Below are 12,895 nucleotides of genomic sequence, written 5' to 3' on the forward strand. Positions count from 1 at the left end.
TTGTTTTTTAATACTGACAAGAGCATTAATAAGCATAGCTAAAGTAGGAATTAACAGCACCCACTGCATCCATGTAGCATTTCTGCTTAAAATTGCTATTATAATCAATGCAACACAAAGAATTAATAAGAAACTGGAGTCTGATTTTTCAATCAGCAGTTCAACATTTTTTTCTTGTATTTTATGCTGTGCTGTCTGAACACTTAACAGATTTTGTTCATGTTTTTTAAGTGAAACAGCCATTGCTCTTTGTAATTCATCTTTTTCAAGTGGTTTGAGCAAGTAACCAAAAGGATTACTTGTTAACAATTTATCAATTGTTTCATCAAAAAGAGCTCCAATTATAACAATTACAGGAATATTAAAAATCTCCAAATCGGTTGCTACTTGAAGCAAATCTAAGTTTTCTTCTTCAGTATCTAAAAATATCAAGTTAGGTGAATATTCGTCGATTTTTTTGAATATGTCTTCCTTTTCAAATGCAGACCCAACATATTCATAATTGTACTCTTCGACATAACTTTTTATTTGAGATAGCATTATCTCTTCGGAGCTGATGGCAAATATTTTAGGTTTGCCACGGATTAACTGTAACTCGGTCATTTGAATCTAATTAATTTGTAAAACCACTAGCATCATTAATTTTATTTTCTTCTAGTTTAGCTCTATTTATTGTGATTTTAAGAGTTTTATCTAATTTGCTAATATCATATGGTTTTGAAACGAATCCGTAAGATCCTTTAACATTGGATTTTTCAAAAGTATCTGTATCAGTGTTCGCAGTCAAATAGATTACCGGTATTCTTAATTCTGAAATAATCTCTGCTGCTTCAATTCCTTCCATATCTCCTTTTAGTTTAATGTCCATCAAAACAACGTCAGGTACTTTTTCAGCAGCAACATCGATTGCATCTTGACCGGTATCAACTGTGTCAATTACATCATAACCTAATTCTTCTAAACTGTATTTCAAATCTAATGCGGTGATTGCTTCATCTTCAACAACTAATATTCTTTCATTCATAATTTTACCTTCTATTAATAATTCACTATTTTTGTATTCATTTTATTTAAATTTTAAGTATTTTTATTTTAATAAGAAACTTATCCTTCAATTGTATGTTCCATGTATATTGGGAATGTTAACCTATATCCAGTTCCGTTTTCATGTTGGAACAGTTCAATATGACCATCCAATTGTTTGGTAAGGTTTTTAATAATTTCACATCCAAGATTTTTGGTAATTTTATCAGGATTTTCGATTCCAACACCGTTATCCTGAAGTATAACCTGTGCGGTTTCAGTGTCAATCCTTTTAATCTTTTTAATAATTTTCTTGTCCGGTTTAGTTTTATCAGGGAATGCATGCTTGATAGCATTCATTGTAAGTTCATCAATAACGAGTAACAATGGCGTAATTACTTCAATGGTTAAAACTAAATCCGCATCGACCTCTGATTCAAATTCGATACCATCTCTCAAACCAATTAAACTTCTTAATTGACTGTCCTGATCTTCAATATATTCTTTTAAATTAATATTTTTGAAGTCAGTGGTATTGTAAGTTTTTTCATGAAGAATTGCAAGAGAGGATAGTCTGGATTGCATATGGTCAATAATCACATTAGGTTTATTTTTATAGGCTCTTTTTTCAAGGTTTAAGAAACTGTTAAGCACTTGCAGGTTGTTTTTAACTCTGTGGTGAACCTCTTTAATCAGTACTTTCTGATGTTCGTTAGCTTCCATTAATTCCAATTGTTTGGTTCGCTCTTCAGTAACATCAGTTAAAAACCCAATACTGTGTGTCTCGGATCCGAATTCGAACCTTTCAATATATATTTCACATATTTTCTGATTGTTCTCATCTCCTTTTACATTATATGTAAATGATTCATCAAGTTCATTGATTTGCCCATCCGCTAATCGAATAATATTGTTTATTACATCTTCTTCGACAATATGCTGAATAACTGCGCGGGAATGAGAATACTCTTCAGGTGATGCTTCAATAAGATGGTAGAAACCTTGTGAGAACTCATATTGTTTTGTATTTAATGGCTCAATAAGCAAAGCTAACTTTTTATTGTTTTTAAATCCTTTAAGTAAAAAATCAACAGGCCTTGTCATTTTCCTACTGGAATCAGTACTAACATCTTTCATTAAACCATAACGGCTTATTAGGTGGTTATTTTCATCAAATTTTGAATAAAGATTGACTTCAATGTATTTTAAAACACCATCATCAGTTCTAATTCTGATTATGCTTTCGTAGTTGGTTCTTCCATTGTCCATTTCTTTAAGCATCTTTTCAAGCAATGGCTTGTCTTCAGGGATGATTAAGTCAAAGACAATATTGAAATACTCATCGTTTTCTTCTCTTCCCCTGTTAAGGATGTTATAAATACCCTGTGTCCAGGAATACCTATCATTAATTTTATAATAACTTCCCGTTTGTGAGAAGTATTCGATTAAATTAGCTTTTTCATCGTACTCTTCATCGGGAACATGCAAACTTGTGTCACGATTATCCCTATGGTCGGAGATAATAATTATCTTCTCCATATCAAAAATGATTTTAACGTTTGAAAATCTCGCTAATTTTTCGTGGAAATGATAAAAGAATCTCATTTTTTTAGTTTTATGAGTTTCATAAACCTCTTTTAAAGGTTCTTTTAAAATGTTATAAAAACCTGGAGAGGTTTTACTGAGCAAACGTCCCGCAACGTCACTCTGTTTAATATGTCCCCGAACAAGAGCGCTTAATCCTAATCTATGAACAATAAAATCTTCACCATCATTGTATGGAATGAAGATGTCTAAATCGTTGCCCAGATGATTTAGGGTTTTTTCGAAAGGAGTATACGGTATTTCAAATTCTTGCGGAACATATTGAAATAACTCACTTTCCTTTATATCATAGATACTAACTTCTTCAGTATCTTCTAACTTCCGGTATGTTTTTTCAATTCTCATCGGTTTCACCTGCCCATAGGCTTTTGTGGTATTCAATAGTATGATCAAAGTTAACTGGGAAAATAATTTCAAATCCAGTTCCAACTTCACAGTCTAAAATCTTAAGTTCTCCATTAATTTGTCTAGTTAAATTATTAATTATCTCCCAACCCAAATTATGATTTATTAATGCATCAGGGTCTTTTAATCCAACTCCATTGTCTTTTAAAATTAATTTGCAGATGTGTTCATCAATGAAATCAATTTTTTTGGAAATTGTTTTATTTGGCATGTTGGGATCCGGAAATGCATGCTTTATTGCATTCATGGTAAGTTCGTCAACTATTAAAAGCAATGGTGTTATCACATCTATTGATAGGTGGATTTCCGGATCCACTTCGGATGTAAAGTCAATGTCTTTTGCTTTAAATAGCATTTCCAATGTTGAATCTTGATCTTTCATGTAATCCTCAAGATTAATGTTAATGAAGTCCTCTGTGTTGTATGTTTTCTCGTGGAGTAATGCGAGTGAAGCTAAACGCGCTTGCATATTATCTAATATACGATTAGGATTATCTCCATATTCTCTTCTTTCAAGATTTAAGAAACTGTTCAACACTTGCAGGTTGTTTTTAACTCTGTGGTGCACTTCTTTAATTAAAATGTTTTTGGTTGCATTTGATTTTATTAATTCCTGTTGTTTTTGACGTGAAACAGTAATATCAGTTAAGAACCCTATACTGTGTTCCTGATTACCATAGTTAAAACGTTCAATGAATAATTCGCATATTTTGAGATTTTCTCCATCACCATGAACATCATATGTAAATACAATATTGACTTCTTTGATTGCACCGGCAATTATTTTTTCAATTTCTTTTTTGGCACTGTCTTCAAGAATATTGTCGATTATGCTTTTGCTGTGTATGTACTCTTCTTTTGGAATTTCAATCATTTTGTAAAATCCTTCACTAAATTCGTACCTTTTACTTAACGGTTCTACGAGTAATGATAATTTGGAGTTATGATTGAATCCGTTCAGCATAAAGTCCACTGGCCTGGTCATGTGTTTATGAGAATCAATGCTGATGTCTTTAAATAAACCGTAATGACTTATTACTTCACCGTTTTCATCAAATTTTGAATAAAGATAGGTATCCAAATATTTGATATGTCCACCAGGTGTTTTTATACGAATGATATTTTCGTAAGTGTCTGTTTCAGGACTCATAGTTTGGAGTAGTTCTTCGACTAATGGTTTATCTTCGGGAATCACCAAATCAAAAATAATATTATAATAGGCGTCAGTTGTTTGCTTTGAACGATTAATAATATTATAAATGCCCGGAGTCCATGTAAATTCATCATGAGTTTTATAATAACTTCCAGTCTGCGAAAAGTATTCGATTAATGTGGCTTTATTCTCTTCGTCTTCTTTTTGCTGTTCTTCCGGAGTTTTGCTCACGTCAGGAGCTGGTTTTTTCATATCAGAAATTGCATAAATTTCGCCTTCGTCATAGATTATGTGAATGTTTGTGAGTGTTTGTATTCTATCACTTTGATAGTAAAACATTCTCATAGCTTTTGTTTTTCCAGTTTCCATAACCTCTTTATAAGCATCTTTAAATAATTCATAGTAAAAAGGAGAAACCTGGCTTAATTTACGTCCTTCAACAGATTTTGATGTCAAATTCAGTCTTTCAAGTAAATTCCAACCTATCCGTTCAACAATGTAATCTTCACCATCGTCTATTGGTAGGAAAACGTTAATGTCTGATGGCACATGTTTCATGACATTGCTAAAACGAACTTTATCCGGTTTTTTAACTTGAGGAGCTTCCTGAAATACTTCGCTTATATCAATATTATAAACTCTTATTTCTTCAATTTGCTCTAGTTCTCTAAATTGCTTTTCAACATGCATGTGAATTACCTAAGTTTATAAATTATATGAATTATATTTTTGTTTAATATAATATTTATATTATATGAATTCTTCTAAAATATTGATTAAAATGCAATTTTGGAAAAGCTTTTTAATTAGTAAAAATATAATATTAGTGTTACGAAAATTTTCTTAATTTTCATATTATATTAATTTTTAAGGAGTTATTAAATGACTTGTAGTATTTTAGTTGGTGGAGCATGGGGTGATGAAGGTAAAGGAAAATGTATTACTTACCTTTGTGACACTGATAAACCGAAGATAATTGCTCGTGCAGGAGTCGGGCCAAATGCAGGGCATTCCGTTGAATTCAATGGAGAGAAGTACGGTTTAAGATTAACCCCATCAGGTTTTGTGCACACCGGCGCTAAACTCATGATTGGAGCAGGAGTTTTAGTAAATCCGGATGTGTTATTTAAAGAATTTGAAGACTTAAAAAAATATAATGTAAAAGAAAGGATGTGTGTTGATCCTAGATGTGCAATAATTAATGAAGACCACATGTCAAGAGATAAAAGCTCAAAACATTTGGCTGAAAAAATAGGAAGTACAGGGTCTGGATGCGGACCAGCTAATTCCGATCGTGTAATGAGAACTATCGGTTTGGCCAAAGACGCTCCGGAACTTGAAGATTATATTGCTGATGTGTCTTTTGAGGTCAATGAATCTATTGATAATGGTGAAGATGTATTTATTGAAGGATCTCAAGGTTTTGCTCTTTCTCTTTATTATGGATCTTATCCATTTGTAACCAGTAAAGATACCACTGCATCCACATTTGCTGCAGATGTGGGGGTTGGACCAACTAAAGTCGATGAAGTCATAGATGTATTCAAAGCTTATATTTCCCGTGTTGGAGAAGGTCCGTTCCCAACTGAAATGACACAGGAAGAGGCAGAAAGCAAAGGTCTTGAAGAATATGGTGTTGTTACCGGAAGGCGTAGAAGAATCGGTTACTTTGATATGGAACTTGCAAAGGAATCATGCAGAATCAACGGTGCAACTCAAATAGCTTTAACATGTGTTGACAAGTTATTTGACTGTGCTCGTGTACAGAACTATGATGAATTGTCTGCTGAAACAAAGGCTTTCATTGAAGATATACAAACTGAAACCGGAGTTCCTGTAACAATCATTTCAACTGGGCCTGATTTAAAAGACACAATCGATTTAAGAAAAGAATTATTATAATTCTTTTTTTTTTCACTATTTTTTTTAATATCCACATTCATCAAAATGTGCTTTAATTTTTGAGTAGATTTCTTCGCTTTCAAAATCGAAATTTGTGTTATATGAGTTATAAGCTAGAGTACAATCTTTTTTTAAATCAAATTTAAAATTAGGACATTTATCGAATAATTTTTCAAAACAGATTTTTGAATGTTCTGGAAAGGTAACTTCCTCAAAAGGAATTTTGCTGATTGTCATTTCCATGGCACAGGATAGGACAGTCAATTGCAGGGCTGACGCATAGGCATCGTAAAACTCATTATAATCTAAGTTGACGTTAAAATAAATCATGAAATTAATCATCACATGTGAAACCCAAATCAATGAATTTGGTTCAAATTTCTCTAATTGTAAATCAGTAAATTTAAAAATTAAATCTTCTAGATTTTCACCAGAATTATCTTCACAATATTTGACAAACTCATTAAATGAGTAATTTGATAAATATTTGATGTAAGCATCTTTTATTTCATCATCGCAGGGATATTTTGAAATTTTTTTTAAATCTTTTCGTTTTAATATTCGGGGATAGGTAAACATTGTAATCAATTCCATGTTTAATCTAATTAAATAATTATATTACTTCTAATTTTTAATATATTTAATCATGTACAATGACATGATAATCATTCGTGGAGCAAGTGTTCATAATTTAAAAAATATTGATGTTGACATTCCTTTAGGTAAAATTGTAGCTATTAGTGGAGTTTCAGGTTCGGGCAAATCATCTCTTGCACTGGGAGTACTCTACTCTGAAGGATCACGAAGATATTTGGATGCCCTTTCCACTTACACCCGAAGAAGAATCACACAAACACAAAAAGCAAAAGTTGATTTGCTTCAATATGTTCCAGCGGCTCTGGCTTTACACCAAAGACCGAGTGTTCCCAATATCAGATCCACTTTCGGAACCTCAACTGAACTTTTAAACTCTTTAAGATTATTATATTCAAGATGTGGTAATTATGTCTGTCCCAATGGGCACTTGCAGGATGCAACTTTAAATGTGGCTCGTGAAATACCAATAAAATGCTCACAATGCGGTGAAGAATTCTATGGGCTTTCAGCTGAAGAATATGCTTTTAACTCTGATGGTGCATGTCCGACCTGCAGTGGAACAGGTTTTATCAGAGATGTGGATGATACAAAACTTGTTTTGGATGAAAGCAAAACTCTGGAAGAGGGTGCAGTTGCAGCATGGAATCAGTTCGGTATTTCATGGATGTATCATGTTGCAGGAGAACTCGGCGTTAGAGTTGACGTTCCCTTTAAAGACTTAACTGATAATGAAAAAGATATAGTCTATAATGGGCTGCCAGTTAAAAAATACATTAACATCCCATCTAAAAATGGGAAATTATTTGAACTGAATGCAGAGTACAGAAATGCTCACAAAGCTATTGAAGAAGCCTTGAGAAATGCAAAAACCGAAAAAGGATTAACTAAAATCAATAAATTTTTAACAACAAAAGTCTGCAGTGACTGCAACGGAACAAGATTAAATCACAAAGCCAATTCAACTCTTTTAGGTGGAATTAATATTTCTGAAGCGTGTAAGATGACTTTAAATGAATTGGTTTTATGGATTCCGGAAGTTATTGATAATCTGCCTTCTGATTTAAAAGAAATGGCTGAAGCTATTTCAGAAGAGTTCATGGACAATGCAAACATTTTACTTGATTTGGGTTTAAGCTACATTTCACTTGACAGACCTTCAAATACACTGTCAACCGGTGAACTTCAAAGGGTTCAAATCGCAAAAACCTTGAGAAATCATACAACTGGTGTATTATACGTTTTGGATGAGCCTTCAATAGGACTTCATCCCAATAATGTTGAAGGACTGATTAATGTCATTAAACGACTTGTGGAAGATGGAAATTCAATTATATTGGTTGACCATGATACTAAAATATTGAAGATTGCCGATTATATGATTGAATTGGGTCCGGCTGCAGGTGCGGATGGGGGAAATATCATTGCTGAGGGTACTTTAGATGAAATTGTTGATGATTCAGCCTCACAGATAGCTCCATTCATAACAAATTCTGAAAATGTTATTGTTAGGGACAAATCAGGGGATATTTTTCAAAATGGTGAAATCAGAATTAAAACATCGCAAATCCATAATGTTAAAGAAATGGATATAAAAATCCCCAAATCCAGGTTAACGGTTGTAAGTGGTGTGTCGGGAAGTGGAAAAACAACTCTTCTTTTAGAAGCACTTTATCCTGCAGTAAAAGCTTACATTAATGGTGAAGATTTGCCTGTCGGTGTTAAAGACATAGAATGTGAAGATATTAAAAAAATAGACTTAATTGACAGTGTTCCTATTGGTAAAAATGTAAGAAGTACTGTTGCAACCTACTCTAAAGTCCTCGATGAATTAAGGAGGGAATTTTCAAAATTGTCAGATGAATATAAAACTGCTGATTTTTCATATAATACTGGAAAATTGAGATGTGAAACCTGTAACGGTACTGGTAGCGTATCTATGGATGTGCAGTTCCTGCCTGATGTGGAAATGACATGTCATGATTGTGAAGGCTCAAGATATAATGAAAATATTGAAAAAACAAAATATAACGGGTTATCTCTTGCGGATATCATGTCACTAACAATTGATGAAGCGTTGGAAGATTTATTTGGTCTTAAAAAAGTCACTTCCAAATTGCAAAAGCTGTCTGATTTGGGATTAGGTTATCTGACTTTAGGTGAGGCAACTCCAAGTTTATCCGGCGGCGAAGCACAAAGACTAAAATTGGCTTCTGAAATTGGAAAATCTCAGAAAAATTCAATATTTATCTTTGATGAACCGACTATTGGACTTCATCCATTGGATGTTAAAGTATTAATTGGTGTTTTTGACCATTTGATTGACATGGGGGCAACTGTAATTGTTATTGAGCATGATTTGGATTTAATAGCTAATGCAGACTATATTATTGATATTGGAATAGATGATAATAATTATGGTGGACAAATTTTGGCTTGTGGTTGTTTGGAGGATATAATGAAATCTAAAAATAGTCTGACTGGTAAATATTTAGCTGAAAAGGATTTGTTTAAAAAAGTTAATGGGAGGGGTTAATTTTTTCTTTTAAGGTCTTTAAGTTGATTGATGGAGATGCCTGTGCATCTGATGATGATCTCCTCATCAACACCTTCAGAAAGGAAATTTTTAGCATCTTCTAGTTTTCCATCTTGTTTTCCATCGAAGTAGATGGTATCAAATCCTTGGCCATATTTGGAAATAATTCTCATTATTTCAGGATTTTCTCTTTCCAGTTTTAACATATTAACCATCTCTGACAATTTATTTTTTGTGAGGAATCGATTTAGTTGCATGATTTCACAAAGAATAATATCAGTTTTCAAATCTGAATCTGGGAAATTGGTATGAACTATTATGTAACATATAATGCTCATTAATGCTTTAATAGGTATGTCAATATCCATATCTGGTAAAATAAGCAAATCAATTGCTTTATTTTCATATAATTCTTCTTGTGTAATCATTTTGTATATTAAAGTACTTAAAACTTCCCTGCCATTTTTTTTCTTTGGTTGCAACGATATTTGGCTGAAAGTATATATTGTACTTAATATGTGTTTTAATTCTAAATTAAAGCAATTTAACACTTTTAAATCAATATTGGTATCTGCATATTAAAATAATGTTTTAATATAATTATAAATATAACAATTGTTAATATTATTACTTGGTGTTGTATTATGGAATTCTTAAGACAAACTGATGTTATTCAATGGAAAAACGGCGAATACAAAACAATTAAGGAAAACAGTGTCGATGACGAATATACTTACTTATTCATAGATTATCTGCCTCCAAGAAAGTTTTCAACTTATCCGAAGGATTTGGAGGACTTTGCAATAGGATATTGTTTAGGGGAAGGATTGATTAAGGATTATTCTGATATTGAATCCATCAAATTGGATGGAACAAATGTATTGGTATCAACAAAGCTAGCCCACAATCCTGAAGAGGATTTTGAACAGGAAGGTATTGTTCAGGAGAGAAAAGGAAACTGTGAACATGCTTGCGTATGCAGACTGCTGGAATATCAGGGGGTAAATTCAGACAATGCCGGAGGAATCAGATCAGAGTTAAAGACAATAGAACCCAACACTTCAGATTTGAATGTGGATGCAACCCAAATTGTCAGGGACATAAAACATTTGACTGATGAGGCAAAAATCTGGCAGAAAACTGCAGGGGTGCATGTGGCACAATTGAAATTTGAAGATAAGATTATTATCCGTGAAGATGTCAGCCGTCACGTTGCGGTTGATAAGGTAATTGGGGCAGCTTCAAGGGAGGGTTATGACTTTTCAAGATGCTACATTTCATACAGTGGAAGGATGCCTGCAGACATGCTGATAAAGGTAATCAGGGTTGGAATTCCGATAATCATTTCAAATGCGGCGCCGGCATCCTCAGGTATTGATGTGGCACGTGCAGGTAACATTACGATGGTCGGGTTTGTCAGGGACAATAGGTTTACAATATTCACTGCCCCTGAAAGGGTAAATCTGGAAAAATAGATGATTTAAAGTTCATCCAGTGAAAATGAACCTAAATCCAGTAAATCAAATGTTAATATTTTCGGAGCGACGGTGACTTTACCGACTCCGGTTATTATCTTATAAGCTTCAAATGCTTCAAGACATCCTATTAAGTTTGGTGTAGGTCCGATAACAGGCGGAACTCCTGAAGTTACATTTTTTAAAGCGTCAATTGTTTCATCATTTAATTCCTTTCCGATTGAAGGCAAGTTAAACATTTCTTCATAGCTTTTATCGCTGTTAGGTAAAAATACTGTAATCTGACCCATTGTTCCGTGAATTGCACCATGGATATATGGGATTCCCTTTTCTTTAGCGGTTCTTGATACGATTACTCTTGTCAGAACATTATCGAGTGCATCGATTACTATATCTGAATCGCCAATAATTTTGTCAATATTTGTCTGGTCAACATGTTCGTTAAATATGGTGACTTTAACATAAGGGTTTATCAGTCTGACTTTTTCACCGGCAACGGCACTTTTATCAAGGCCCAAATCAGTAAGTGTGGCTAAAGTCTGTCTGTTTAAATTGGACAGGTCAAATGCATCTTTATCAACAAGGACAAGTTCGCCGATACCCATTCTTGCAAGCATTTCAATGGTCTCTCCACCTATTCCTCCACAGCCGATGACTGTGATTTTAGCATCTTTAAATCTTTCCTGTTCGCTTCTTGTTACTATACTCATCTGACGGGAAGCAATTTCCCAGTATCCATCACCTATATATCTTGTTGGCATTTTTTCACCTAAACGTTTCTTCTTAATTTTTGCAATATTTCCATAAATCTGTCTAATGCGATTTCATGACTTTCCAGGTCATGACCTTTTATCAGTCCATTTTCAAAAATTTCAATATTTTCGACTTCAATTTTTTCCTCATTTGCAATGATGACTTCGTCAAGTTGCTTTTTTGTATTTTCAAGGTTTACTGTAAACGGAAGCTGATATGAAAATGAACTTTCTCCATAGTCAATGTCAATGTATTCATCATCATCGATTTGTGATAAATTTAGTGCAACTTTTTTAAATCCTTTGCTTTTTAATTCATCGTTAATGTTAATAAATTTATCCTCACTTAATAATTGATTAATGTCATCCACTTCAATAATACCAACTTCACCCAAAGCCCTAACTTTGACGATTTCACAATCCGTGTTTGCCAAAATATAATCTTCGCAATATCTGATTTTCTCGATTTTTTCATGAGTGGTTCGTGTATTTGTTGGAAGTCTTGTTGCAAGACAGGTTGTTGATCTTGAATATGGAATGTTATTGTCATTCAAATATTTGTGAATTTCCTTTGAAGTAAGTTTTGCTTCAATGAATGGGGTATTGAAGTTCATTTTGTAGGTAATCAGTATTCCCGGTCTATCAATAACCAGATCGCTGATGTTGTTTCCATCACAAATGTAATCAAAGCCATTTTCAAGAGCCACTTCTTCGATTTTTGAATACATCATGTTTCTGCAGTTATAACACCTTTTTGAATCATTTTCCAGGAAGTTCTCATGTTTATAAAAGTCAATGTCGACTATTACATGCCTTATTCCAAATGATTCTGCTGTTTTTTTGGTGTGTTCAACAAAACCTGTCGGAAGCAAATGATTATCGATAGTAATCGCTAATGTGTCCGCTGCGACTTTGGAAGATAGGTAAGCTATTAAAGTGGAATCTGCACCGCCTGAAAAACCAATTGCGACCTTTTTATCTTTCAAAATATTGCAAACAACATTAATTTTATTTTCTAAGCTCATTTTATCATCTTTTAAAAATTTAAGAGCATCTTTTGATGCTCTTTTATGTTCTTTGTAAAGGAGTTTTTATAATCTATTTTAATATTTTGTTTTGGAGATTATAAAACAATTGAAAGATTTTCACCCGAGCTTATGGAAAAACATTGAATCCCTTCGAAAATTTTAACTATATAACAATAGTTATTTTTTCCATAAATATGAATTGTGTAATTTTGATATTTAAATGTTTTGTAATTGGAATAGTCACTATTTTCCTATTTGAACAGTTTTACATTTCATTTGATGTTCTTTAGAAAAACTTATATTGGGATAAGATAATATAACAATTGTTAATATAATTTGGAGGTATTGAAATTTACGATGTTATTGTAATAGGAACAGGTGCTGGAGGATCAACAATAGCCAAGGATTTATCAATTATCGGA

The 12,895-nt window shown here is 33.0% G+C and carries 11 protein-coding genes; 3 read left to right on the forward strand and 8 right to left on the reverse strand.

From position 1 onward, the window contains the following. From Q4Q55_RS02825 to Q4Q55_RS02840, 4 genes are all read right to left on the reverse strand, one after another. Window positions 1–603 (reverse strand): response regulator (locus Q4Q55_RS02825; protein WP_303371305.1); only part of this gene is annotated, 603 nt, incomplete at its 3' end. 10 nt (window positions 604–613) lie between these two features. Beyond that, the gene (locus Q4Q55_RS02830) at window positions 614–1,024 is read right to left on the reverse strand and encodes a response regulator (RefSeq protein ID WP_303371306.1); all 411 of its coding nucleotides are present in this window, start codon (window positions 1,022–1,024) and stop codon (window positions 614–616) included. An 80-nt stretch (window positions 1,025–1,104) separates the two neighbouring features. Next, a complete protein-coding gene (locus Q4Q55_RS02835; protein WP_303371307.1) occupies window positions 1,105–2,973 on the reverse strand; it encodes a sensor histidine kinase in 1,869 nt (622 codons plus the stop codon). After that, window positions 2,963–4,876 (reverse strand): histidine kinase dimerization/phosphoacceptor domain -containing protein, encoded by a 1,914-nt coding sequence (locus tag Q4Q55_RS02840; protein ID WP_303371308.1) that lies wholly within the window; start codon window positions 4,874–4,876, stop codon window positions 2,963–2,965. The genes Q4Q55_RS02835 and Q4Q55_RS02840 overlap by 11 nt, the downstream gene beginning before the upstream one ends. Window positions 4,877–5,068: 192 nt before the next feature. Between Q4Q55_RS02840 and Q4Q55_RS02845 the strand changes: the two genes are divergently transcribed. Beyond that, window positions 5,069–6,088, forward strand: a complete 1,020-nt coding sequence (locus tag Q4Q55_RS02845; protein WP_303371309.1) for an adenylosuccinate synthetase — start codon at window positions 5,069–5,071, stop codon at window positions 6,086–6,088. Window positions 6,089–6,112: 24 nt separating this feature from the next. On the opposite strand, the gene Q4Q55_RS02850 is transcribed toward Q4Q55_RS02845, so the two are convergent. Beyond that, window positions 6,113–6,682 carry a hypothetical protein gene (locus Q4Q55_RS02850; RefSeq protein ID WP_303371310.1) on the reverse strand — a complete coding sequence of 190 codons (570 nt, stop codon included), beginning with the start codon at window positions 6,680–6,682 and terminating at the stop codon, window positions 6,113–6,115. Between the two features lie 52 nt (window positions 6,683–6,734). Between Q4Q55_RS02850 and Q4Q55_RS02855 the strand changes: the two genes are divergently transcribed. Then, on the forward strand, window positions 6,735–9,218 hold the full coding sequence (locus tag Q4Q55_RS02855) for an ATP-binding cassette domain-containing protein (RefSeq protein ID WP_303371311.1): 2,484 nt from the start codon (window positions 6,735–6,737) through the stop codon (window positions 9,216–9,218). On the opposite strand, the gene Q4Q55_RS02860 is transcribed toward Q4Q55_RS02855, so the two are convergent. After that, complete coding sequence (locus Q4Q55_RS02860) at window positions 9,215–9,646, reverse strand: hypothetical protein (RefSeq protein WP_303371312.1); 432 nt, start codon at window positions 9,644–9,646, stop codon at window positions 9,215–9,217. The two genes, Q4Q55_RS02855 and Q4Q55_RS02860, sit on opposite strands and share 4 nt — an antisense overlap. Before the next feature lie 216 nt (window positions 9,647–9,862). Between Q4Q55_RS02860 and fdhD the strand changes: the two genes are divergently transcribed. Further along, window positions 9,863–10,693 (forward strand): formate dehydrogenase accessory sulfurtransferase FdhD, encoded by an 831-nt coding sequence (gene fdhD, locus Q4Q55_RS02865; protein WP_303371313.1) that lies wholly within the window; start codon window positions 9,863–9,865, stop codon window positions 10,691–10,693. A 5-nt stretch (window positions 10,694–10,698) separates the two neighbouring features. On the opposite strand, the gene Q4Q55_RS02870 is transcribed toward fdhD, so the two are convergent. Beyond that, window positions 10,699–11,454 carry a HesA/MoeB/ThiF family protein gene (locus Q4Q55_RS02870; RefSeq protein ID WP_303371314.1) on the reverse strand — a complete coding sequence of 252 codons (756 nt, stop codon included), beginning with the start codon at window positions 11,452–11,454 and terminating at the stop codon, window positions 10,699–10,701. A gap of 8 nt (window positions 11,455–11,462) precedes the next feature. Further along, window positions 11,463–12,470, reverse strand: coding sequence for an ATP-dependent sacrificial sulfur transferase LarE (larE, locus tag Q4Q55_RS02875; RefSeq protein ID WP_303371315.1), 1,008 nt, complete (start codon window positions 12,468–12,470; stop codon window positions 11,463–11,465). Window positions 12,471–12,895: the final 425 nt, after the last annotated feature.

The organism is Methanobrevibacter sp. (genome assembly GCF_030539555.1).
GTDB lineage: Archaea > Methanobacteriota > Methanobacteria > Methanobacteriales > Methanobacteriaceae > Methanocatella.